This window comes from Plantibacter sp. MPB07, assembly GCF_046619465.1.
GTDB lineage: Bacteria > Actinomycetota > Actinomycetes > Actinomycetales > Microbacteriaceae > Plantibacter > Plantibacter auratus.
Genome location: NZ_CP177043.1, coordinates 1,869,264 through 1,892,263, shown reverse-complemented (window position 1 = coordinate 1,892,263; position 23,000 = coordinate 1,869,264). Strand labels below are relative to the sequence as shown.

The 23,000-nt window shown below is 71.5% G+C and carries 18 protein-coding genes; 12 read left to right on the top strand and 6 right to left on the bottom strand.

What is annotated here, in order from left to right:
• Window positions 1–20 precede the first annotated feature (20 nt).
• The 7 genes from ACLIME_RS08740 to ACLIME_RS08710 all read left to right on the top strand — a co-directional run bounded on the left by ACLIME_RS08740 (window position 21) and on the right by ACLIME_RS08710 (window position 8,326).
• Window positions 21–788: an SDR family oxidoreductase gene (locus tag ACLIME_RS08740; RefSeq protein WP_411558665.1), complete on the top strand. Its 768-nt coding sequence runs from the start codon at window positions 21–23 to the stop codon at window positions 786–788.
• Window positions 789–843: 55 nt separating this feature from the next.
• Entirely contained in the window at window positions 844–1,899 is a 1,056-nt protein-coding gene (locus ACLIME_RS08735) for a DUF4432 family protein (RefSeq protein WP_137243451.1), read from the top strand.
• A 159-nt stretch (window positions 1,900–2,058) separates the two neighbouring features.
• Window positions 2,059–3,468, top strand: a complete 1,410-nt coding sequence (locus tag ACLIME_RS08730) for an FGGY-family carbohydrate kinase (protein WP_411558664.1) — start codon at window positions 2,059–2,061, stop codon at window positions 3,466–3,468.
• Between the two features lie 88 nt (window positions 3,469–3,556).
• The gene (locus ACLIME_RS08725) at window positions 3,557–4,477 is read left to right on the top strand and encodes a hypothetical protein (protein ID WP_197479028.1); all 921 of its coding nucleotides are present in this window, start codon (window positions 3,557–3,559) and stop codon (window positions 4,475–4,477) included.
• An 87-nt stretch (window positions 4,478–4,564) separates the two neighbouring features.
• Complete coding sequence (locus tag ACLIME_RS08720) at window positions 4,565–5,554, top strand: LacI family DNA-binding transcriptional regulator (protein WP_411558663.1); 990 nt, start codon at window positions 4,565–4,567, stop codon at window positions 5,552–5,554.
• A 74-nt stretch (window positions 5,555–5,628) separates the two neighbouring features.
• Window positions 5,629–6,780, top strand: coding sequence for a lysostaphin resistance A-like protein (locus ACLIME_RS08715; protein WP_411558662.1), 1,152 nt, complete (start codon window positions 5,629–5,631; stop codon window positions 6,778–6,780).
• An 82-nt stretch (window positions 6,781–6,862) separates the two neighbouring features.
• A complete protein-coding gene (locus ACLIME_RS08710; RefSeq protein ID WP_411558661.1) occupies window positions 6,863–8,326 on the top strand; it encodes an LCP family protein in 1,464 nt (487 codons plus the stop codon).
• Between the two features lie 12 nt (window positions 8,327–8,338).
• Here the strand turns inward: ACLIME_RS08710 and ACLIME_RS08705 are convergent, their stop codons facing one another.
• Both ACLIME_RS08705 and ACLIME_RS08700 read right to left on the bottom strand, forming a co-directional pair.
• Entirely contained in the window at window positions 8,339–9,244 is a 906-nt protein-coding gene (locus tag ACLIME_RS08705) for a LysR family transcriptional regulator (protein WP_411558660.1), read from the bottom strand.
• Between the two features lie 130 nt (window positions 9,245–9,374).
• Window positions 9,375–10,238 carry an endo alpha-1,4 polygalactosaminidase gene (locus ACLIME_RS08700; protein WP_411558659.1) on the bottom strand — a complete coding sequence of 288 codons (864 nt, stop codon included), beginning with the start codon at window positions 10,236–10,238 and terminating at the stop codon, window positions 9,375–9,377.
• A 61-nt stretch (window positions 10,239–10,299) separates the two neighbouring features.
• Here ACLIME_RS08700 and ACLIME_RS08695 point away from each other — a divergent pair, with 61 nt between their 5' ends.
• From ACLIME_RS08695 to ACLIME_RS08685, 3 genes are all read left to right on the top strand, one after another.
• The gene (locus tag ACLIME_RS08695) at window positions 10,300–10,494 is read left to right on the top strand and encodes a hypothetical protein (RefSeq protein ID WP_079707354.1); all 195 of its coding nucleotides are present in this window, start codon (window positions 10,300–10,302) and stop codon (window positions 10,492–10,494) included.
• Between the two features lie 99 nt (window positions 10,495–10,593).
• On the top strand, window positions 10,594–11,169 hold the full coding sequence (locus ACLIME_RS08690; protein ID WP_411558784.1) for an isochorismatase family protein: 576 nt from the start codon (window positions 10,594–10,596) through the stop codon (window positions 11,167–11,169).
• A 78-nt stretch (window positions 11,170–11,247) separates the two neighbouring features.
• Window positions 11,248–13,518 carry an MMPL family transporter gene (locus ACLIME_RS08685; RefSeq protein WP_411558658.1) on the top strand — a complete coding sequence of 757 codons (2,271 nt, stop codon included), beginning with the start codon at window positions 11,248–11,250 and terminating at the stop codon, window positions 13,516–13,518.
• Between the two features lie 19 nt (window positions 13,519–13,537).
• Here ACLIME_RS08685 and ACLIME_RS08680 read toward each other — a convergent pair whose 3' ends face one another.
• The gene (locus ACLIME_RS08680) at window positions 13,538–14,332 is read right to left on the bottom strand and encodes an alpha/beta fold hydrolase (RefSeq protein WP_411558657.1); all 795 of its coding nucleotides are present in this window, start codon (window positions 14,330–14,332) and stop codon (window positions 13,538–13,540) included.
• Between the two features lie 34 nt (window positions 14,333–14,366).
• The gene (locus ACLIME_RS08675; RefSeq protein WP_411558656.1) at window positions 14,367–16,091 is read right to left on the bottom strand and encodes a thiamine pyrophosphate-binding protein; all 1,725 of its coding nucleotides are present in this window, start codon (window positions 16,089–16,091) and stop codon (window positions 14,367–14,369) included.
• Between the two features lie 223 nt (window positions 16,092–16,314).
• Here ACLIME_RS08675 and ACLIME_RS08670 point away from each other — a divergent pair, with 223 nt between their 5' ends.
• Entirely contained in the window at window positions 16,315–17,502 is a 1,188-nt protein-coding gene (locus ACLIME_RS08670; protein WP_411558655.1) for a DUF4192 family protein, read from the top strand.
• Here the strand turns inward: ACLIME_RS08670 and ACLIME_RS08665 are convergent.
• Entirely contained in the window at window positions 17,487–18,944 is a 1,458-nt protein-coding gene (locus tag ACLIME_RS08665; RefSeq protein ID WP_124769726.1) for a helix-turn-helix transcriptional regulator, read from the bottom strand. The two genes, ACLIME_RS08670 and ACLIME_RS08665, sit on opposite strands and share 16 nt — an antisense overlap.
• 123 nt (window positions 18,945–19,067) lie before the next feature.
• Between ACLIME_RS08665 and ACLIME_RS08660 the strand changes: the two genes are divergently transcribed.
• Window positions 19,068–20,933, top strand: a complete 1,866-nt coding sequence (locus ACLIME_RS08660) for a phosphoenolpyruvate carboxykinase (GTP) (protein WP_411558654.1) — start codon at window positions 19,068–19,070, stop codon at window positions 20,931–20,933.
• A gap of 43 nt (window positions 20,934–20,976) precedes the next feature.
• Here the strand turns inward: ACLIME_RS08660 and ACLIME_RS08655 are convergent, their stop codons facing one another.
• Complete coding sequence (locus ACLIME_RS08655) at window positions 20,977–22,905, bottom strand: ABC transporter ATP-binding protein (RefSeq protein WP_194605281.1); 1,929 nt, start codon at window positions 22,903–22,905, stop codon at window positions 20,977–20,979.
• Window positions 22,906–23,000: the final 95 nt, after the last annotated feature.

Genomic DNA, 23,000 nt, shown 5'->3' with positions numbered 1-23,000 from the left:
CCCCGATCGAAGGACCGCACATGTTCTCTGACCTCCACGGCCGCACGGCCGTCATCACCGGCGGGGCCCGCGGGCTCGGCTACTCGATCGCCAGGGCGCTCGCCGCGCAGGGCGTCCAGGTGGCGCTGCTCGACCTCCTGCCGACCGTCCACGAGTCGGCCGAGCGGTTGGCGTCCGAGTACAGCGTCCGCACCTCGGCGCACACGGTCGACGTCACCGACGCCACTGCCGTCGAGGCCGCCTTCGCCGCTGCCGAGGCCGCGCTCGGCGCGCCGTCGCTGCTGGTGACCGCGGCGGGCATCACCATCTGGGGCGACAGTGTCGACGTGCCGGCGGACACCTGGCGGAAGGTGCTCGCCGTGAACCTCGACGGCACGTTCTTCGCCGCGCAGTCCTTCGCCCGTCGTGCCATCACGGCGGGTCGGCCCGCCTCAGCGGTATTCATCTCGTCGATGTCGGCGTTCATCGTGAACCAGCCGCAGTTCCAGGCCTCGTACAACGCGTCGAAGGCGGCGGTCAGTCACCTCGCGTCGTCACTCGCGGTCGAGTGGGCACCCTCCGGCGTCCGGGTCAACGCGATCGCCCCCGGGTACTTCCTCTCGGACATGACCCGCGAGTTCACCGAGGCGAACCCCGACCTCGCCGCCGAGTGGACCGCGGGCATCCCGGCGGGCCGGATGGGGCAGCCGGAGGACCTCCACGGGCTCGTCCTGCTGCTCGCGTCCGACGCCTCCTCGTACCTCACGGGCCAGAGCCTCGTCATCGACGGCGGCTACACCGCCCTCTGAGCCAGCCCCACCCACCGAACCGTTCGACCCGACCACACCGACCCGAGGACCAGCCATGACGACGACGCCGCCCGAACAGACGCCCGACGACCAGGCCGACCGCGACGCCGTGTGGGGCGCCCGGCGTCGACGCTTCGTCGAGGCCCGATCCGGTGCCGTCGAGCGTGCGTGGGCTCCGCGTGCGGTCCGCATCGACGACGGGCCGTCGACGGGTCGGCGCCAGGTCGAGCTGCGCCATCTCGGCGGACTCGAGGTCACGGTCGAGGTCGACCAGTTCCTCGACCTCGGCGAGGCCTCCTGGAACGGCGAGGTCGTGTCGTTCGTCGCGCCGACGACCGCTCCGCAGGCCGAGAGCTGGGCCCGCCGCTGGCAGGGCGGTCTGCTGACGACATGCGGGCTCACCGCCGTCGGCGTGGCCGCGGAGGCGGACGGCGGGATGCACGGTCGGGCGCATCGCATCCCGGCGACCGTGACCCGCCGCGAGGGGCGATGGACCGCGGCGGGCCGGTACGAGCTCCTCGTCGACGGCCTGCTCCGCGAGGGCGCCGTCTTCCAGCAGAACCTCACGGTGACCCGCAGCATCCGAGCCGAGGTCGGCGTCGCGCGGATCCGTCTGCACGACGTCGTCCGGAACGAGGGGTTCGTCGCCGAGCCGGTGCGCCTGCTCTACCACGTGAACCTCGGCTGGCCGGTACTGCACGGCGGTGCCGTCGTGGCGGCGGAGGCCGACGTCCCCGGCGGGGCGGGGTCCGAACGCCCGGACGCCGGTGGCTGGCGGCGGGTGATCGGCGAGCCCGAGCCGGCGGCCGACGAGCAGGTCGACGCCCTCGACGCGGTCGCCGGGCCCGACGGCTGGTCCATCGCGACCCTGTCGGGCGAGGCCGGCACGGTCACGGTCCGGTTCCGGCCGGAGCAGCTGCCCTTCCTCACGGTGTGGCGGAGCACAGCCGCGGGGTCGTACGCCCTCGGTATCGAACCCGGAACCTGCTGGCCGAGTCACGCGGCCGGTCCGGATCGCGGGAAGGCGGGCCGGATCGTGGAGCCCGGGGAGTCGTTCGAGGTCGATCTCGAGATCGTGTTCGAGTCGACGGCGGAGGACTTCGGCGACTGAGCCCACCGGCCTCCGCCAGCATCAGGTACCCGGTTTCCGAAGAATTCACGCTGGGGTATGTCATCGATGACATGAACGAGGTATGCTCGCCATGACATCGATGACATGAAGCCATCGTCGGAAGCCGACACGGACGTCGGAACCTGAACGGACACCGCCGTGCACCCTGCTGCGAACCTCGACTCGACCGCCGTCGCCTCCGTGGCCTCGGATCGACTCGTCGCCGGCCTCGACCTCGGCAGCACCGGCGTCAAGATCCTCGTGGCGGACGCCGACGGCGCCGAAGTCCTCATCCATCAGCTGCCCACCCCGTGGCTCGCCGGTCCAGGCGGCATGACCGTGATGGAGGCGGCGTCCCTCATCGCCACCGTCCGGGAGCTCCTCGACCACGTCGGTGCGGAACTCGTCGACCGGTTCGGGCCGGCCGCGCGGGTCCGGGCCCTCGCCGTCTCCGGCATGGGGGAGTCCGGGATCGTCCTCGACGCCGTCGGCCGGCCCGTCGCGCCCGCCATCGCCTGGTTCGATCCGCGCGGCGCCGAACAGCTCGCGGCCCTCCCGGCTGAGATCGCCGAGCAGTTCGCCGGTCGGACCGGCCTGCCGCTCGGCGTGCAGGTCTCGGTCATCAAGCTCCTCCACCTCCGTGACGCCGGACTCGACCTCGCCGGAACGCGCTGGCTCAACCTGCCGGAGTACCTCGTCTCGGCCCTCGGCGGCGAGGAGGCCGCCGAGTACTCGCTCTCGTCGCGGACCGGCCTGCTCGATCATGACACGGGTGAGCCGTGGCCCGAACTGCTCGACCACCTCGGCGTCGACGCGTCGTTCCTCCCGCCGTTCACCGACGCCGGTGCCCCGCTCGGCGCCGCGAGCAGCCCGTGGGTGCCGCCGGTCTTCTCCGGTGCGGCCCTGACCGTCGCCGGCCACGACCACCTCGTGTCGGCCGTCTCCACCGGCTCGTTCCCCGCCGAGCGGTACCACGTGTCGATGGGCACGGCCGAGGTCCTGCTGCGACGCCTCGACGAACCACTCCCGTTCGCCGCCCGGGAGCGCCTCGCCGAGGTGTTCATCAACTGCGTCCGTCACGTCGTGCCGGGTACCTGGGTGCTCGTCGCCGGTGTCAAGACCGGCCTGCTCATGCGTCGCACCCTCCAGCTCGTCGGGGTGACCGACCGCGCAGGGCGCGACCGCCTGGACGACGAGGTCATGGCGCTCCCGGCGGGCGGGCTGCTCGGCGACGGTGATATTTCGGTCGCGGGCGCCCGGAACGACGACGGCGTCCTCAAGCTCACGGTCCGTGCCGACGGCGCTGGACCGGCAGAGATCTTCGAAGCGGTGCTCCAGCACGGCAACGACGAACTCGCCGTGCTCATCGCGGCGATGGACCGCGAGGTCGCCCCGGCCACCTCGGCGCTGCTCACCGGCGGCTGGGCAAGCATGCGGTCCGTGCAACGCGCTCGTGCGGCCGTCCTGCCCGGCGTGCAGGTGTCGCACCGGTCCCAGGACACGGCATACGGCGCAGCCGTCTTCGCCGGGGCCCTCCTCGAACCCGCCATCTCCCGATCACACCCCTGACCGACCGACCACCCGACGACCCAGACCGATCCTCCCCGGCGCGACCGCTGCCGGGATCAGACCCCATCCGAAGCACAAGGAGCACCTCATGAACGCAGTAGCCACCAGGACCAACGAGCTGACGACGCTCGAACGCCGCGCCATGGCCACGATCAGCACCCCGGGCGGCGGCATGCTCATCGTCGCCGGCGACCAGCGCAACGGCATGAAGGCCGTCATGACCGACGCCCCGAACGGCGCGGCCGGCATCAGCCGTGACGAACTCGCCGAGGCCAAGAGCGACCTCGTCCGGTTCCTCGGCAACCACGCACCCGCCATCCTCCTCGACCCGGAGGTCGCCCTTCCGCTCGTCGTCGACGAGCGCACCCTCTCCCGCACGACCGGTCTCGTCGTCGGCATGGACTCCTCGGGCTTCGACACCGAGAACGGTCTGCGCCGGACGAAGTACGTCCCCGGCATGGACGCCCGTCGGGTCCGCGAACTCGGTGGCGACGCCGCCAAGATGCTCTTCTACCTGCGCTCCGACCAGCGGGAGGCCGAGCAGGTCGTCATCGACGAGATCGCCCGCCTCGTGGAGGAGTGCACCGCCGAGGGCGTGCTGCTCATCGTCGAGATCCTCGTCTACCAGCTCGACGGCGAGAGCGACGAGGCCTACGCCGAGATCTTCCCCGAGCTCGTGCGCGGCGCCGCGGAGATCTCCGTCGCCGCCGGTTCCAAGGTCCTGAAGCTCCAGTACCCGGGCTCCGCCGAGGCCGCCGCAGCCGTGACCGAGGCCGCCGCCGGTGTGCCGTGGGCCGTGCTGTCCGCCGGCGTCGACCACGAGACCTTCGTTGGCCAGGTCCGCACCGCGGTCGAGAACGGTGCCGGCGGCGCGATGGCCGGTCGTTCGCTGTGGAAGGATAGCCTTTCGATCTCGTCGGCGAAGCGTGAGGAACTGCTCACGAACCGTGCGCTGCCTCGCCTCCGTGAGCTCGAGCAGGTCATCGAGACCGCGCTCGCCGGTCGCTGACGGATCGCGGGCGGCGTCCTCGGTCGCCGCCCGCGAACCAGCCCGATCCGACCACGCCACGCAGGTGGAACCACCCGAGGAGCAGCCATGGCCACGATGCAGGACGTGGCGTCCCTCGCCGGAGTGAGCTCGAAGACGGTCTCCCGCGTGTTCAACGACGACCCGCACGTGCTCCCGGAGACGCGGTCGCGGGTCGAATCGGCCATGCGGGAGCTGAACTACGTCCCGAACGTCCTGGCGCGCACCTTCCGCGCCGGGCGGTCCTCCTCCGTCGGTGTCGCGGTCCCGGACGTCGTCGACCCCTTCTTCGCCGCGGTCGTCCGCGCCGTCGAGGAGGTCTGCTCGGTGTCGGGCATCACCACCCTCGTCACGAGCATCGGCGACGACCCGGCGCGCGAGCGTGCCGTGCTCGACTCGCTGCTCCGCTCGCAGCTCATGGGGCTCGTCCTCGCGCCCGTCGCGGAGGACCAGTCGTGGCTCGCGCCGTGGGCCGAGCACACGCCCATCGTGTTCGTCGACCGCGCCCCAGGCGGGCTCGACGCCGACAGCTTCGTCGAGGACGACCACCGCGGCGCCTACCTCGCGACGAGGCACCTGCTCGAGCATGGGCACGCCCGCGTCGCCTTCATCGCCGACTCGGCACACCCGCCGAGCACCCGTCGCCGACTCGAGGGCTACCGTTCGGCGCTCGCCGAGAGCGGGATCGACCTCGACGACGCCCTCGTCAGCCTCGACGCGACGGACCGCGAACCGGCTGCCACCGTGGTGGACGGTCTCCTCGCCCTCGCCTCCCCGCCGACGGCCCTGTTCTCGGCGAACGCGCGCGTGACGATGGCGCTCGTTCCAGCGCTGCGCTCGCGGGGGATCGCCTCGCTCGGCTTCGGCGACTTCCCGATGGCCGACCAGCTCGATCCGGCGGTCAGCGTCATCGAACAGGACCCGGCACGACTGGGCCGCCTGGCCGCCACCCGGGCGCTCGCCCGCTTCGGTGACGCGGACGGTGAGCACGAGCGCAGCACCGTCGTCCCCGTCGGGCTCCTCCTGCGGGAGTCCTGCGGCTGTCACCTCACCGCGTGATCCCCCGGTCGGCGGATGCGCCCCGCGCCGTCGCTCCGTAGCGTGGGAAGCTGTTCGCGACCACGGGGGATCACATGCAGCGACCGGACGACACACCGACCGAGGGCGGCTGGGCGCCGATCGGACAGCCCGCGTCTGGACCGAACCGGACGCCGATCGACGGCGGGTCGCCCACACCGGCCGCGGGCCCGGTGATCGGTGCCGCCGGGCGGGCCGTGCTCGCGCAGCAGCCGGAGTCGGCGGCGGACCGCCAGCGCCGGCGCAACCGCGAGCTGGCCCCGATCCTGCCCACCAGGGTCCCGTGGGTCGCCGTCACGGTCTTCACCGTGCTCGCCGTGGGCCTCGCCTGGCTCATCGCCGCACCGCTGTGGCTGTCGGGTGAGGGACTCGCGAACCCCTGGTTCCAGCTCATCGCCCTCGGCATGATGTACACCCCGACCATCGCCGCGCTCGTCGTGGTGCTGTTCGTCGCCCGCCCGAGGAGCATCCCGCGGCTGCTCGGACTCGCGCCGCTGCGTCCCCTCGGCCGGACCCTCGGGCTCTGCGCGGCGGCGCTCGTCGGGTTCCCCGTCCTCGCGTTCTGCTCCATGCTGCTCGGGCAGGCCATGGGGCTCATCGAGCTCGACCTCGTCGGCCTGTCCGGTCTCGCCGCCATCATGACCGCCTCGGGCGCCGGCGAGCTCGGGCGGGACGAGCTCACCACGGTCGCCCTGGTCCAGCTCCTCACCCTGCCCCTCGGCGTCCTGGTGGCATCGCTGTCCGCGTTCGGGGAGGAACTCGGCTGGCGCGGCTGGTTGCTGCCGAACCTCCTGCCGCTCGGCACCTGGCCCGCCCTCCTGCTGTCCGGGGCGATCTGGGGCGTGTGGCACGCACCGCTCATCCTCCTCGGCTACAACTACCAGCGGACCGACCTGGTCGGCCTGCTCCTGATGGTGGGCTGGTGCATGCTGCTCGGCGTCCTCATCGGCTGGTTGCGGCTCCGCTCCGCCTCGGTGTGGCCGGCGGTGATCGCCCACGGCGCGGTGAACGCTGCCGTCGGGGCACTGCTGCTGTTCGCCAGCCCGACGTCGATGCAGGACACCGGCAGTGTGTTCGGCACCCTGCTCGGCTGGCCGGGCTGGATCCTCCTCGCAGCGACGACGCTCATCCTGGTCGTCACCGGCCAGTTCGGTAAGCGTGCGGTGCCCGGGCTGCGTGGCTCGGAGGTCGCCTCGCCCGTGAGCTGAGCCTCCGACGCATGCGCGCCGCGTATGAGTCGCACCGGGCAGGCTGCTTGTCCGCCGCTTCGACGCTTGGTGCACTGGGACGATGCGCAGACCCGATCTCCCCGATCTCCCCGAGGCATCCGTCCGCCCACGTGCCGCCCACGCTCGCCGTCACGGCGGCGGGGTGAGTGCACGGGTCCGCCGTCGGCGCCTCATCGTCGGCATCGCAGGCGGCCTCGTGCTCGCACTCCTCGGGGGTGTCGGTGCGCTCGCACTGCGGCTGCAGGGCAACCTCAGCTCCGAAGCCATCGCCGCCCCGACCGGACGTTCGACCGAGCCCGCGCAGCCGGGCGCGCCGGACCCGGCGATCAACGTCCTCCTCCTCGGCTCCGACAGTCGTGACCTCGCGGTCGGCGACTACGGAGAGGACACCGGCACCAAGCGCAGTGACGCGATGGTGCTCGTGCACGTCTCCGAGGGCAACTCCCGGATCGACGCGATGCAGATCCCACGTGACACGCTGACCGACCTGTCGATGTGCACGGACACCGGGCGGGGGACGCCCGACGACTACGGCATGGTGAACGGGGCGTTGAACTCCGGGGCCGCCTGCTCGGTCGCCGCGGTGCAGGCGATGACCGGTGTGCCGATCGACCATTTCATCGAGCTCGACTTCAGCGGCTTCCAGGCGATCGTCAACGGCATGGACGGGCTGGCGGTGTGTCTGCCGGCGGACATGGAGGACCCCTATTCGAACCTCGCGCTGCCCGCAGGGGCGCAGGTCATCGACGGGACGCAGGCGCTCGCGCTCGCCCGCACCCGGCACGCGGTGGGTGACGGCAGCGACATCTCGCGCCTCGGCAACCAGCAGATGGTGATGTCCGCGATCGTGCAGCGGGCGCTGAGTGCCGAGGTGCTCACCCGGCCGGACCGCCTCATCCGCTTCCTGGACGCGGTCACCTCCTCGCTCACCGTCGACACCGCGCTCGGCGACCTCGCGAGCCTGACCTCGCTCGCCCACCGGGTCTCGCAGGTGCCGGCGTCGGCCATCACCTTCCTGACGATGCCGTGGACCGAGGCGCCGTCGGACGCCAACCGGGTCGTCCCGAGCGATGACGCCGCGATCGTCTTCTCGAGCCTCGCCACCGATGTCCCGGTGCCGATCGCGGGAACCGGTGATGCGTCCCCCGCCGAGTCGGTCGCCCCGGTCGAACCGGTGCGGGTCGAGGCGGTCAGCGTCCTCAACGGCTCGCAGACGAACGGGGTCGCGACGGCGACGGCCGACCGACTGACCGCCCTCGGTTACACCGTCGCGTCGATCGGCGACGCGGAGACGGACACCCCGGTCACGCTCCTGCTCGCGCGCGACTCGGACGCGGCTCGGGCGACGGCCGCCTCGCTCGCCCAGGAGTTGGGGATCACGGTCGTCGTGAGCGGCGAACCGGGACCGGACGAGGAGGACGTCGTGCTCGTCATCGGCGACGACTTCGCCTCACTGACCCCGCCTGCCGCGCCGGCGCCCGTCGAGGTCGAGTCCCGCAACGCCGCTGCGGACCTCTGCGGCTGACGCGGGTCGTCGTCAGTCCCCGGGTGGGACCCGCTCCGCCAAACGGAGGAAGGCACTCACGGCGGGTGTCCCGACGCTGTCGTGGCGCACGAGCAGGCCGATGCTCCTCGTGACCGGTGTCGGGAACCGGCGGACCCGGGCGCCGTTCGCCGCAGCCCAGTCGGCGAGACGCTCGGGCACCACGGTCAGCCCGACGCCGGCGGTCGCGAACCGCGTGAGCGCGTCGCGCTGGGTGGTCACGATGACCCGCGGTGGCTGCACGCCGAAGCGGGCGTAGGCCTCGTCGGTCACGGCGCGCATCGACGTCCCGCGCGGCAGGGTCACCAGGGTGTGCGTGGCCAGCTCGTCGCCGGTGATGGTCGGCGGCGTGTGCTCGGCCTCGCGCTCGGCGACGGTCCTGAGGCCGGGGAGGACGATCGCGAACCGCTGTTCCTCCAGGAGCCGCACCTCGACACCGGGGCCGGCGGTGGCCACATCGGCCACGCCGAGGTCGATGCGCCCGAGGTCGACGGCGTCGAGCAGTTCGGCGGAGTCGACGGCGCCCGTGACCTCGATGCGGACGTCGGGGTGCGCGGCGTGGAACCGGGCGACGAGCTCCGGGACGTGGGTCGCGACGAGCGAGGGGAGCGCGCCGATGCGGAGCGTGCCGGCGGTGAGCGCCTGCTGGGCGTCGGCGAGTGCACGGAGCCCGTTCGCCTCCTGGAGCATCCGCCTCGCCGGGCCGAGCACGGACCGTCCGGCGTCGGTGACCTGCATGCGCCGACCGACCCGGGTGAAGAGCGCGAGCCCGAGGTCGGTCTCGCAGCGTTGGATGCGTCTCGTGAGCGAGGGCTGCGAGATCCGGAGGACGTCGGCAGCTGCGGCGTACGATCCGTAGTCGACGACCGCGACGACCGCCTCCAGCTGCTCCAGGTTCATGCGTCGTGGGTCCGGATCATGCCTCCACGCTACCGACACCTGCTGGAGATCCCTGGGCGCAGGGGTCCACCCCGCAACAGGACGCTTCGCCGCGGAAGCTCCTGCCCCGGAGCGGATCTCCTGCCGGGGGCTACCGAGCGCAGGCGTCGAAGACGTGGGCGGGGTCGTCGGCCGTCCGGAGGTCGCGGTCGCGCAGGATCGTGGAGAACGGGACCTGCGGATCGGCGCACACCTCGTCGAAGGTGCCGCGCAGGTCGTCCGTGTACTCGATGTCCAGCACGGCGTCTCCGTACACCTCGGTGTAGGTGGCGCACTCGTCGAAGCGGTGGCACTCCTCCGCGACGGCGAAGTCGAACCCGACGTCGTCCCGTCCTCGTGTGCCGAGCTCGGCGGCGTTCTTCTGCCCGATGAGGAGGCCCGCGTCGTGGGCGAGGTCGGCGTACCGGGTGGCGAGGGCGATCGCGTCCTCCACGGTGAGTCGACCGTCGGACCGGGTGTACGAGTCGAGGTTGTCGATCTCGACGGCGTCGAAGCCGGCCTCCGCGCAGCGGGTGATGCTCGCACCGACCCGCTCGGCGATGCGCGCGCGACGGTCGTCGGTGGAGAGGTCGAAGATGAGTTCGTCGGGCCAGTTCTCGTCGATGACCGGTTCACCGGCGTCGTCGGTGAGGACGAGGTCCGGCTCGGCCAGCCAGGCGTCGCGATCGGCCGGTTGGCTCTGGAACCCGTTGACGTAGCAGATGGAGTACCGGTCGGGGTCGAGGGAGTCGGTGCTGTCGCGGGCGACGCCGCCCACCCCTGCCGCCGGTTCGTAGCCGCCACCCAGCTGGTAGTCGAAGACGACGTCCGTGGGGAAGCCACCCGCTGAGTGGGTCGGTCCGGTGTCGGAGCTCGCACCGCTCGGGAACGTGGAGCAGCCGGCGGCGGTGACCGTGAGCAGGAGGGCGGCGCCCGCGGCGGTGAGCAGGTGCGCGCGGCGGGGGAGACGGGTCATGTCTCCACCCTAGGTCGCGGTCCCATCCCGGGGTCGCCGCTCAGCCGGTACCGTTGGGGGCATGAAGTATCTGGTGTTGTTCTCCGCGGGTGCCGCGCTCATCGTGCTCGGGGTCGTCTTCGCGTTGCTCCTGGAGCTGCCGGTCGGGTTCCGGATCGCCGGGCTCGTCGCCATGCTCCTCGGCACCGTCGTCATGGGTGTGAACATCGGTCTCCAGTTCTTCGACCGCCGCAAGGAGCGCGCACGTCGGCTCTGAACCACGACGGCGCAACCACCTGACCCGGTCGGTTCCCCGGCGTTACCCTCGATGGAACCCACCTCCACCGAGGCGGGACGACGACAACCCGGAGGCATCGTGGCGCGCGCGCTCTTCATCATCGACGTACAGAACGATTTCACCGAGGGCGGTGCGCTCGGCGTGGACGGCGGCGAGGCCGTCGCCGCGGGGGTCACGCAGCTGCTGGCCGAGCACGGGGCCGATTACGCGCACGTGTTCGCCTCACGCGACTGGCATGATGCCGAGGGCGACAACGACGGTCACTTCGCGACGGGTGAGCCCGACTACGTGACGAACTGGCCGGTGCACTGCGTCGCGGGGAGTTCAGGCGCCGAGTACCACCACGCGCTCGACACCAAGAGCGTCGACACCCACATCCGCAAGGGCCAGGGTGCCCACGGATACTCGATCTTCGAGGGCGTGACGCCGGAGGGGCTGAGCCTCGACGAGGTCCTCAGGGATGCCGGCATCACGGAGGTCGACGTCGTGGGTCTCGCGACCGACTACTGCGTCCGCCGGAGTGCGCTCGACGCCATCGAGCACGGCCTGCAAGTCCGCGTCCTCGCAGGTCTCGTCGCGCCCGTCGACCGGGCCGCCGGGGATGCGGCGCTTGCCGAGATCACCGAAGCCGGGGGAGTCGTCGTCCTCGCCTGAACTCCGTCGCCGGGCACCCGACGCAGATAGTAAGCTAGCTGCATATTATTCGGAGCAGGGCGAGAACGGGGCGCGCGCATGACGCACGGACGACACGGCGGAACGCAGACGGACGCGGACACCCGGACGCAGCAGCGGGACCGTGCGGGTGCGCCGCGGTGGCTGCGGGTCCTGCTCCCCGCGGTCCTCATCCTCCTCTGGCTCACGGCCGCCGGCGTCGGCGGTCCGTACTTCGGGAAGGTGAGCGAGGTCGCGACCAACGACCAGACGAGCTTCCTCCCCGCGAGCGCGGATGCGACCGAGGTGCAGACGGCACTCGACGGATTCCGGGAGGGTGACGACATCCCGGCCCTCGTGCTGTTCGTCCGCGACGGCGGGATCACCGACGAGGACCGGGCGGCGATCGACGACGAGCTCTCAGCCCTGTCCTCCACCGAGGGCGTCGCCGACGGCGTCTCTCCGGCCATCCCCTCCGAGGACGGCGACGCGGTCGAGGTCTTCGTCCCGATCAGCGGCGACGCGGAGGTCGGCGACGTCGTCGAGGCCCTTCGTGCACAGCTCGCCGAAGCTGCCCCGGCGGGCCTCGACGTCTTCGTCACCGGCCCGGCAGGGTTCACCGCCGACCTCACCGACGCCTTCGCCGGCATCGACGGCATCCTCCTCCTGACCGCGCTCGGCGCCGTCTTCCTCATCCTCATCGTCGTGTACCGCTCGCCGGTCCTCCCGTTCCTCGTGCTCGGCACCTCGCTGTTCGCCCTCTGCACCGCACTCCTCACCGTGTGGTGGCTCGCAAAGGCCGGCGTCGTCCTGTTGAACGGGCAGGTGCAGGGCATCCTCTTCATCCTCGTGATCGGTGCGGCGACCGACTACTCACTGCTCTACGTTTCGCGGTACCGGGAGGCCCTCCGCGACCACGAGCGGCGGTGGGATGCGACGTGGGCTGCGCTCCGCGGATCGTTCGAGCCGATCGTCGCGTCGGGCGGCACCGTCATCGCCGGTCTGCTCTGCCTGCTGCTCAGCGACCTGAACTCGAACAAGGCGCTCGGACCGGTCGCCTCGATCGGGATCGTCTTCTCGGTCCTCGCGGCGCTCACCTTCCTGCCGGCGCTCCTGCTGGCCTGCGGTCGCACCTCGTTCTGGCCGTTGCGCCCGAAGGTCGGGAGCGAGCACCGGGTGCGCGCCTCGTCGACCGACGACACCGCCGTGCCGACCACCGGCCTGTGGGGTGGGATCGCCCGCCTCATCTCCCGTCACGCCCGCGTCGTCTGGATTGGGAGCACCCTGCTCCTCCTGGTCGCGAGCCTCGGGGTCTTCCAGCTCAAGGCGGACGGCGTCGCCCAGAGCGACCTCATCCTCGGCACGTCCGAGGCCCGCGACGGTCAGGCCGCCCTCGGTGAGCACTTCCCGGCCGGTTCGGCGAGCCCCGTGTACGTCCTCACGCAGGAGGGCGATGCCGCGCAGGTCATCGGGATCCTCGAGAAGGCCGACGGTCTCGACAGCGTCCAGGTGCTGTCGAGCGACTCCGCGACGGGCGCCGCGGATGCGACGGTGAGCGACGGGGAGGCGGTGTTCACGGCTCCCGCCGCGGGACCCCCGGGGACCCCGGTGGCGTCCGCCGAACCGACGGTCGACGACGGCCGCATCCTGCTCCAGGCGACGCTCGACGCGGCCCCGGACTCCGCGTCGGCGGAGGAGAGCGTGCGACAGTTGCGCTCGACCCTCGACGCCGAGGTCGGCACCCACACACCCGTCGGCGGCGTCACGGCGACCGCCATCGACTCGAACGACGCGTCCATCCACGACCGGAACCTCATCATCCCGGTGGTGCTCGCCGTCATCCTCCTCATCCTCATGCTGCTGCTCCGCTCGGTGCTCGCCCCGGTCCTGCTGATCCTCAGCGTGGTGGTGTCCTTCGGGGCGGCCCTCGGGGTCTCCGCGCTCGTGTTCAACCACGTGCTCGGGTTCCCGGGCGCGGATCCGAGTGTGCCGCTCTACGGCTTCGTCTTCCTCGTGGCGCTCGGGATCGACTACAACATCTTCCTCATGACGAGGGTCCGCGAGGAGTCGCTGCGGGTCGGAACGAGGGCCGGCGTGCTGCGGGGGCTGGCGATCACGGGTGGTGTGATCACCTCGGCCGGACTCGTGCTCGCGGCCACGTTCGCGGCGCTGGGCGTCATCCCGATCCTGTTCCTCGCGCAGATCGCGTTCATCGTGGCGTTCGGGGTCCTCCTCGACACGATCATCGTCCGGACGCTGCTCGTCCCAGCCCTCAGTCACGACATGGGGAGCGCCATCTGGTGGCCGTCGAAGCTCGCGAAGGGTCGGGTCGAGCACCGGCACGCGGCCTGACCGAGGCGGACGCGACCGGCTAGCCTTGCGCGGCGAGGAACGCCAGCACGGCGTCCTTGAACGCCCGCGACGAGACCGCGTTGAAGTGTTCGCGGCCGGGCAGCCCCACGTAGCGGGCACCGGCGGCTTCGGCCAGCCGCCGACTCCCGGCGGCGACCGCGTCGTCGTCTCCGGTCACGAGCAACATGGGCAGTGGCGGCACCTCGGCCGTGCTCGGCTGCGGTCCTCCGCGGAGGCCGTCCACCAGGGCGATGAGGGCCTCCACGTCGTTGCCCGGGACGCCCTCGGCCATCGTCACGTACGTGTCCGTGAGGGCGTGCGTGATCGTCGTCCCGGTCCTCACATGGTGACGGGCCGCCTCCAGGTCGAAGTCGCGGAGCGAGTCGCCCTCGGGGAGGCCGCCGAGGCTGAGGGAGCGCACGCGGTCGGGGTGCCGGACGCCCAGCCGCCAACCCACCCGGGAGCCCAGCGAGTACCCGAGGTAGTGCGGCTCGTCGACGCCGTAGCCGTCGAGGACGGACAGGACGTCGTCGACGAGGATGTCGAGGCGGTATGCGGCCGGATCCGTCGGTTTGTCCGAGGCTCCGTGACCGCGTTGGTCGAGGGTCAGCAGGCGGTACCCGGCGCGCGTGAGCGTGCGTGTCCACCCGGCGAGGTCCCAGTTGAGTCCGGCGCTCGAGGCGAAGCCGTGCACTGCGATGATCGTGCCGAGGTCGCCTGTGCCCGGAGCCGGTTCGTGGAGGTACGTCGCGATCCGGATACCGTCCGTCGACATGACGTAGGTGGGTGCGGTCGGGGCAGGCTGAGGAAGCACCCGTCAACGATACCCGCGGTGGCACCGCGCAGGCTCAGTCGACGGCGACCGGTCGTGGTCCCTGCTGCATCATCTCGGAGAGGTACGGGGCGACGACGCTCGTGGAGATGCGGCAGTCGAGCAGGAGGACGCCTTGCGCCCCGGCGTGGACCCAGTCGGTGAGTCCGTCGAGGTCCGCGAGCGTGTCGACCGTCACGCCCTGGCCTCCCAAGGCGCGCGCGAGGGCGGCGAAGTCGACCTCGTCGATGAGCATCGGGGTCTGGTCGAGTCCACGCGAGCCGTACTGGTGGACCTCGGCTCCGTAGGCCGCGTCGTTGAAGACCACGATCACGCCGCTCGGCACCGTGCGGATGACGGTGTCGAGGTCGGGGAGCGCCATGAGGCCGCCGCCGTCGCCGGTGCACAGGACGGTGGTGCCCGTGTGCCCGGCCGCCGCGGCACCGACAGCGCTCGGGAACCCGAGTCCGATCGACTGGTACGCCGTCCCGACCATGACGAGGCGGTCGGGGAAGGGGATGTCGAAGTACATCGGCGCCCAGCCGATGAAGTGGCCGCCGTCCTGCACGACCGTGCGGTCGGCCGGAAGCAGCTCGTCCAGTCGGTGCGCGAGGCTTCGTGGGTCGAGGCGCCCGTCCGCGCACAGCCCGTCGCCGGTCGAACCGTCACCCAGGTCGCGGTCGAGGTGCGGTGCTGGGCGGGCGCGGCCGGCCGACGCGACCCATCCGGACCCCGCGCCGTCGGAGAGCCGTTCCAGGAGACCTGCGGCTGCGAGGGCCGCGTCACCGTGGATGAGCTCGTCGACCCTGGCGTTCGTCGGGGCGTCGGCGAGGTCGACCTGGATGACGTGCGCATCGGCGGAGAAGGCCTCGCCGAACCGCATCGTGAACTGGTTGAGGCCCGCGCCGACGACGAGCACGACGTCCGCTTCGGCGATGCGTGTCGCGGCGTGCTCCGTCGCGAAGCCGCCGGCCACCCCGAGATCACGGGGGCTGGAACCGAAGAGCCCGCGTCCGAGCGCCGTGGTGGCGGTGTGGGCGTCGAGCCGCTCGGCGAGCTCGCCGAGGACGGGTCCGGCGTCGGCCAGCCAGGCTCCACGCCCAGCCAGGATGAGCGGACGGTGTGCGCTGCGCAGGGCGGCGGCGGCGGTGTCCAGGCGCCGTGCGACGGGCTCCACGCGGGACGGCCGGACGAGCGCCGGGTGGTGTGGTGTCCCGTCCGCCCGCAGCGGCTCGTCGGACGCCACGGCGGCGAGGTCGTAGGGGATCGCGAGCACGACCGCGGTCCGGCGGTGGACGGCGTGCTCGATGGCCCGCAGCGTGGTCGCGGTGGCGTCGTCACGACCGACGGTGAAGGTGGGGGCACCGAGCCCGGCGGCGATCTGGAACTGGTCGACGTCCCAGGGGCGGGCACCGGTGGTCGGGGCGTCACCGACGACGAGGACCAACGGGATCTGGGCCATCACCGCCTCCGCGAGGGGTGTCAGGGTGTTGGTGAATCCGGCTCCGTAGGTCGCGGTCGCGGCAGCGAGACCGCCGCCCGCGCGGGCGTAGGCGTCGGCTGCGGCGACACCGCCGGCCTCGTGCCGCATGGCGGTGAAGCGGGTCGTGGTCGAGGCGAGGGCGTCGAGGAGGTGCGCGTTGCCGTTGCCCATGACGCCGAACACCTCGGAGACATGGCGGCTGAGTGCCTGTGCCACCCGGGCGGAGACGGTGGAGGAGCGGATCGACGTGAGAACGGTCGACGAAGCGTGTTCGGACATGGGAGACCTTCGAGAACGTGGACGGATGGGATTCCGTGTGTGTCTCGCCGGTGCTGGCCGCGCTATCGCCCTTTTTTCGAGCAACGACCCCCGTGTTGCGGAGTCTGACGAGCACACTCTACTCCGCGGTGACCGCGCTGCACAGTGCGGCCGCGACAGCATCCGCTCCACATGCGTGACGCCTGCCGGGCAGTCGGACCCGGGTTCGATCGAGGCTTGCTCCATGACCCACATCGTGCAGGCCAATGCGGCCGAAGACCTCCTCGCCCTCATCCCCGGACTCGTCGGAAGCACTCCGAGATCGAGTCTCGTCGTCGTCCTGTTCGCGGGCCGTCACAGCCGCGGCGCACTCCAGGTGCACCTGCCGGCCGGAACGGACGTCGACCGGCAGGTGGCGGACGCCGCCGCGGAGCGCGCCCTCGGATTCGCCTGCCGGGCCCCGGGTGTCGACGCCATCGTGCCCGTGGTCTACACGGACGACGCGTTCGGAGCAGGGGCGGAGCCGCCGGGCAGGACCATCGCCGACGCGGTCCTCGAGCTGGCGAGCGCACAGGGGTTCACGGTCAAAGACGCGCTCTGCTCGGCCGCTGACGGCTGGGGCTCCTACCTCGACCCTGGACTCCCCGCCGGAGGGCGCTCGCCGGGGATCGTGGCCTCGGCGGCGGTCCCGCCGGTCCCACCGCTCCCGTGGGAGCTCGTCACGACCGAGGTCCCGCGGGTGGACGTGGCGACGTTCGCAGCCGTCGACCTCGAGTACCGGGTGCTCTGCGCTCGACTGGCCTCCATGCTCGACGCGGCCGCCGATCACGCGCGCACGACCTGGCGGATCGACGTCGGAGACGCCGTGGAACGACTCGACGGCCTTCCTGCGGTCTTCGAGGACGCGCTCGCCCGCGGCGTCGATGCGATGACCGCCCGGGAAGTGGCCTTCCTGTTGCTGAGCCTGTCACGCCCGTGGGCGAGCGATCTCGCACTCATGCAGTGGGCGTTCGGGCGCGAGCTGGGTGAGGAACTCGACGACGCAGAACGCGCGTACGGGCATCTGCCGGTCGGGACGGACGACCCGGAGGTGTTCCACCGGGTCGCCCACCTGCTGGTCGGCGACGGACCGCATCCCGACGTCCAGCGCATCCGGGCGGCGAGCAGCCTGCTCCTCGGTGTCGCGGCGCGAGCGTCGGAGTCGGCACGCGTCGCGCCGCTCGCCATGCTCGCCTGGCTGTCGTGGGCGCTCGGTCAGAGCACGCGCGCGGCCGCCTTCCTCGCCGAGCTGGTCGACGAGGAGCTGGACCACCCGATGGCGGCGACCGTCGGTTCGCTGATCCGCCAGGGGCACCTCCCGGCCTGGGCGTTCTGCAGCACCCCGGGAACACACGACGGCCTCGCCGCCCCCAGCGATCAGCCCGCCGCGTGACGCTCGAGGAAGTCGTAGACCTCGGAGTCGTCGACGCCGGGGAAGGTGCCGCTCGGCAGCGGGGAGAGGATGTGGGTGTGCAACCGGGCGCTCGGCCAGGCCTGCTCGCGCCACTTGTCCGCGAGGTCCGACGGTGGTCGACGGCAGCAGGTCGGGTCCGGGCAGGTGGAGACCGCACGCGTCGTGGTCTCCCGTCCACGGAACCACTTCGCCTCGCCCCAGGGCACGCCGACCGAGATCGAGAACTCCCCGGCCTCGGTCGTGCCGGTCTGCGTCGCGCACCAGAAGGTACCGGCCGGGGTGTCGGTGTACTGGTAGAGCTCCGTGGTGCGGTTCGTCCGCGCGAAGGCGTTCCGCGCGCTCCACTTCCGGCACACGATCTGGCCCTCCACCGCGCCCGTCACGTCGACGGGCAGCGGCAGCGCATCGTTCTCATAGGCCTTCGAGATCGCCCCGTCCTCGGAGACCCGCAGGAAGTGCAGGCGCATGTCGAGCCGGGCGGTCGCCAGGTTGGTCAGGCGCAGCGCCGCGGCCTCATGGGTGACCCCGAAGGCGTCGCGGAAGTCCTCGACGGCCAGGTTGCGATCGCGCTTGGCCTGCTGCAGGAACGACACCGCGGCCGTCTGCGGCATGAGCGCCGCCGCAGCGAAGTAGTTGATCTCGAGCCGTTGCCGGAGGAACTCGGCGTAGCTCGTCGGACGCTGATGCCCGAGCAGGCGGTGCGCCATCGCCTGCAGGGCCATGGACCGCAGGCCGTGCCCGCCGGGGATCGACGCCGGTGGCAGGTAGATGCGCCCGTTCTCGAGATCGGTGACGCTGCGCGCGGAGTGCGGCAGGTCGTTGACGTAGATGAGGTCGAAGCCGAGCTGTTCCGCCATGATGCTCACCGTGCGGTGGGTGAGTGCGCCGGTGCTGTGTCCGGCACGCAGCACGCGCGACTCCGCGAGTTCCTCGATCTCGGGCAGGTGGTTGTCGCGCTCCCGCATCCACTCCCGCAACTCGGTGTTGGCACGCCGCGCCTCCTCCGGCGTCGCGATCGCCTCGCTCGCGTGCCGCTGCAGTTCGCGGTGCAGGCCCACGAGTGCGCGGAGGGCCTCGTCGGGGATACCCTTCGACGGTTTGACGATCGGCAGGGTCAACTCGCCGTAGAGGGCACTGCGCTGGAGGCGGTCCAGCTCGATCTCCAGCGCCGCGCGGGGGTTCGGTGCCTCCTTCGACAGGAGGTCGGTCAGGTCGACCCCGAGCGCGGTCGTCAGCTCCTGCAGCACCGACAGCTTCGGCTCGCGCTTCCCGTTCTCGATGAGGGAGAGCTGGCTCGCCGCCAGCCCGACCCGTTCGCCGAGGTCGTCGAGGGTGAGGCCTCGCCGGGTCCGGAAGTGCCGGATCCGATGGCCGAGCGTGAGGAGCTCGGCGGCGGCGTTCGATGCGGGAGTCGGCGTCATTCCTTCACCATATCGAAAGAACCGCGATTCTTGAAGAGAGAAAGTTTGTGAAGATCGGCGAATTCAGGCGCATGGTGGCTCTACGACCACTTCTTGACCGTCCCACCAACGCCGGAGGAACGCATGTCCATCGCAGCACTCATTCCCGACACCGCACCCGCTCCCGCCGCCCGCGCGGGGCTCCGAGCGGTGCCGCGCCCGAAGCGGACGGGCCTTGCCGAGCTGCACGCCTGGGTCGACGAACTGGCCGCCCTCCTGGAGCCGTCCGCGATCCACTGGGTCGACGGCTCCGCGAGCGAGTCGCACCGGCTCACCCACCAGCTCGTCGAGGAGGGGAAGCTGATCAAGCTCAACCCGGAGTGGCGGCCGAACAGCTTCCTCGCCCGCAGCGATCCGCGCGACGTCGCGCGCGTCGAGGACCGCACCTTCATCTGCTCCGAGCAGGAGGAGGACGCCGGCCCGACGAACAACTGGCGGGATCCCGCGGTGATGCGTGACGAACTGCACGGGGTCTTCGCCGGCAGCATGCGCGGTCGCACGATGTACGTCGTACCGTTCTCGATGGGCGCGGTCGGCGGGCCGCTCTCGCAGCTCGGCGTCCAGATCACCGACTCGGCGTACGCGGTCCTCAGCATGGGCATCATGACGCGGATGGGCGACCGCGTCCTCGAGCTCATCGCCGACGGACAGCCGTGGGTCCGGACCGTCCACTCGGTCGGCGCTCCGCTCGAAGCAGGGCAGGCCGACGTGGTCTGGCCATGCAACGACACCAAGTACATCGTCCAGTTCCCGGAGACGCGCGAAGTGTGGTCGTTCGGTTCCGGCTACGGCGGTAACGCACTCCTCGCGAAGAAGTGCTTCGCGCTGCGGATAGCCTCGGTCATCGGACGCGACGAGGGCTGGCTGGCCGAGCACATGCTGCTGGTCCGGGTCGTCTCGCCAGAGGGCCGGGCGTTCCACATCGCCGCCGCGTTCCCCTCGGCCTGTGGCAAGACCAACCTCGCGATGCTGCGGCCGACGATCCCCGGGTGGACGGTCGAGACCCTCGGCGACGACATCGCGTGGATCCGGCCCGGCGACGACGGCCGTCTGTACGCCATCAACCCGGAGGCAGGCTTCTTCGGGGTCGCACCCGGCACGGGCGCCGCCACGAATGCGACAGCCGTCGACACCCTGTGGGGCAACACGATCTTCACCAACGTCGCGCTCCGCGACGACGGAGACGTCTGGTGGGAGGGACTGACCCCCGAGCCGCCCGCCCACCTCGTCGACTGGCAGGGGCAGGACTGGACGCCCGAGTCGGGGCGCCCGGCGGCCCACCCGAACTCGCGGTTCACCGTCGCGGCGGCGCAGTGCCCGTCGATCGCCGACGACTGGGACGCGGCCGACGGCGTCCCGCTCGACGCGATCCTCTTCGGCGGGCGTCGTGCCACGAACGTCCCGCTCGTGGTCGAGGCCAGCAGCTGGGAGCACGGCGTGTTCATGGGGGCGACGATCTCCTCCGAGCAGACCGCCGCCGCCGAGGGCACGGTCGGGGAGCTCCGTCGCGACCCCTTCGCGATGCTCCCGTTCTGCGGCTACAACATGGCGGACTACTGGAGTCACTGGTTGCGGGTCGGCGGTGCACTCGAGCACGGCAAGGCGCCGCGGATCTTCCAGGTCAACTGGTTCCGGAAGGATGCCGACGGCTCCTTCCTGTGGCCTGGCTTCGGCGAGAACTCGCGGGTCGTCGAGTGGATCGTGCGGCGGCTCGAGCACGAGGTCGATGCACGGGAGTCGGCGATCGGCCGGCTGCCCGTCCTCGACGAGCTGAACCTCGACGGCATCGACGTGCCGGACGCCGACCTCGACGCCCTGTTCGCCGTCGATCGCGAGTCCTGGCTCGTCGAGTGCGACCTCACCGAGTCCTTCTTCGACACCTTCGGCAACCGGGTCCCGGCCGCCCTCCGTGCGGAACTCGCCGCCCTGCGCTACCGCCTCCGGTCCTGATGCGTCCGCTCGCTCGCCCGACCACGGTCGGGCGAGCGGAGCGTCACACGAGGAGCTGGTGCTTCGCGAGTTCGCGGTAGAGCGGGACCTCGGTCACGAGGTCGCTGTGGGTGCCGACGCCGACCACCCGACCCTCCTCGAGGACGACGATCTGATCGCTGTCGACGACGGTCGAGAGCCGGTGCGCGATGACGATGAGCGTGCGTCCCGTCGCGACCGCGTCGATGGCTTCGCGCATCATCTGCTCGTTGACGCCGTCGAGGCTCGAGGTCGACTCGTCCAGCAACAGGATCGGGGGAGCCGCGAGGATGGCGCGCGCGATCGCGAGGCGTTGCCGCTCGCCACCCGACAACATGATGCCGTCCTCGCCGACCGGAGCGGCGAGACCGAGCGGGTTGCGGTCGAGGACCCCGCCGAGGTTGACCGCGTGCAGCACGCGCTCGCAATCGGCGTCGCTCGCATCAGGTGACGACAGCAGCAGGTTGTCGCGCAGCGTGCCGGCGAGGACCGGGGCGTCCTGCTCCACGTATCCGATCTGGTCCCGGAGGTCGGCGCGGGGGATCGTGCGGATGTCCACGCCGCCCAGGCGGATGGCTCCGGCCGTCGGGTCGTAGAACCGTTCGATGAGCCCGAGGATGGTGCTCTTGCCGGCGCCGGACGGTCCGACGAGCGCCGTGCGTCTGCCCTGCATCGCGGCGAAGGACACCCCACGGAGCACCTGACGACCGAGCGCGGACTGCGCCTCGGTCAGTCGGGCGGCATCGGCGGCGACGACCTCCGGCGCGCTGGTGCCCTCGCTCAACGCCTCGGTGGCAAGCGCCTCCGCTGCGGCCCGTTCGCGCTCGATGACCGCCGCGTCCGGGTAGGCGAACTCGACCCCGTCGAACTCGATCGCCGGAGCGGACGCTGAGGCGGTCCCGGGACGTCCGACCCGCGCGGCGATGGCCGCGTCGTCGTCGCCCTCGTCGGGCAGGTCGAGGATCTCCTGGATCCGGCCGAGCGCTCCGAGCGCCTGGTTGACGCTCGTGATCGCGCCGAAGGCCTGGCCGAGCGGCATGATCATCATGAACAGGAAGAGGATGAACGCGACGAGACTCGCGATGGTGATGGCCCCGGACGCGACCCGGAACCCACCGACGCCCAGGACGACCAGGAACGAGGTCTGCATGGCGATGCCGGCGACCGGGACGACCAGCGAGGAGATCTTCGCGATCCGCACGCCCACGCCGTAGACCTCCTTGGCCACGCCGTCCACCGCGTCGATCTCGCGGTCGGTCGCGTTGGACGCCCGGATGGTGCGGATGGAGCTGATGGCGCGCTCGACCGCGGCGGCGAGCTCACCCACCTTGGTCTGCTGCTCGCGGCTGGCGACGCGGATGCGTCCGCTCAGGGCGACGACCACGACGACCGAGACGATGACGACGAGGAGGGTGAGACCCAGCAAGACGGGGTCGATGATCGCCATGGCGATGAGCGCGCCGAGGAAGGTGATGGCACCGCCGACGGCGTCCACGAAGCCCTGCGTCAGGACGGCGTAGAGCATGGTCGTGTCGCTGCCGACCCGCGAGACGAGGTCGCCCGTCCGGCGCGTGTCGAACTGGCTGATCGGCAGCCGGAAGATGCGCGCGATCAGCTGGCGCCGGGAGGAGTAGACGACCCCGGTGCCGGCGCGCTGCAGGAGGTAGTGCTGGTACCCGCTGATGACGCCGGAGACCACGACGAGCCCGACGAGGAGCCACGCCAGGTTGCCGAGCGACCGGCCCGCCTCGACGACCCCGATCACCTGGCTGACGATGAGCGGCTGGGCGAGTGACGCGGCCGCTCCGATGACGCTCAGGATGATGACGACGATGAGGATCGAACGGTGCTCGAAGATGTACGGCATGAGCTGCTTGAGGCTCGCGCGGGGACCGTCGTCCTTCGGTCGGCTGAACGGGTTGCGGCTGCGTGCCGGGCGCGCTGGGGTGCTCATGGTGCTCTTCCTCCGAGGTGCGGTGCGCGGCTCCGAGACGTCCATGGCGACGGCGCACCGTGGTTCAACTCTAGGCGACGGTCGCACGCGCCGAG

Bases quoted from the DNA above. Each gene is read 5' to 3' on its own strand.
- ACLIME_RS08670 (WP_411558655.1), top strand. From the start codon at position 16,315: ATGACCCACATCGTGCAGGCCAATGCGGCCGAAGACCTCCTCGCCCTC.
- ACLIME_RS08725 (WP_197479028.1), top strand. From the start codon at position 3,557: ATGAACGCAGTAGCCACCAGGACCAACGAGCTGACGACGCTCGAACGC.
- ACLIME_RS08665 (WP_124769726.1), bottom strand. From the start codon at position 18,944: ATGACGCCGACTCCCGCATCGAACGCCGCCGCCGAGCTCCTCACGCTC.
- ACLIME_RS08675 (WP_411558656.1), bottom strand. From the start codon at position 16,091: ATGTCCGAACACGCTTCGTCGACCGTTCTCACGTCGATCCGCTCCTCC.
- ACLIME_RS08720 (WP_411558663.1), top strand. From the start codon at position 4,565: ATGGCCACGATGCAGGACGTGGCGTCCCTCGCCGGAGTGAGCTCGAAG.
- ACLIME_RS08715 (WP_411558662.1), top strand. From the start codon at position 5,629: ATGCAGCGACCGGACGACACACCGACCGAGGGCGGCTGGGCGCCGATC.
- ACLIME_RS08660 (WP_411558654.1), top strand. From the start codon at position 19,068: ATGTCCATCGCAGCACTCATTCCCGACACCGCACCCGCTCCCGCCGCC.
- ACLIME_RS08655 (WP_194605281.1), bottom strand. From the start codon at position 22,905: ATGAGCACCCCAGCGCGCCCGGCACGCAGCCGCAACCCGTTCAGCCGA.
- ACLIME_RS08735 (WP_137243451.1), top strand. From the start codon at position 844: ATGACGACGACGCCGCCCGAACAGACGCCCGACGACCAGGCCGACCGC.
- ACLIME_RS08685 (WP_411558658.1), top strand. From the start codon at position 11,248: ATGACGCACGGACGACACGGCGGAACGCAGACGGACGCGGACACCCGG.
- ACLIME_RS08710 (WP_411558661.1), top strand. From the start codon at position 6,863: ATGCGCAGACCCGATCTCCCCGATCTCCCCGAGGCATCCGTCCGCCCA.
- ACLIME_RS08695 (WP_079707354.1), top strand. From the start codon at position 10,300: ATGAAGTATCTGGTGTTGTTCTCCGCGGGTGCCGCGCTCATCGTGCTC.
- ACLIME_RS08705 (WP_411558660.1), bottom strand. From the start codon at position 9,244: ATGAACCTGGAGCAGCTGGAGGCGGTCGTCGCGGTCGTCGACTACGGA.
- ACLIME_RS08740 (WP_411558665.1), top strand. From the start codon at position 21: ATGTTCTCTGACCTCCACGGCCGCACGGCCGTCATCACCGGCGGGGCC.
- ACLIME_RS08700 (WP_411558659.1), bottom strand. From the start codon at position 10,238: ATGACCCGTCTCCCCCGCCGCGCGCACCTGCTCACCGCCGCGGGCGCC.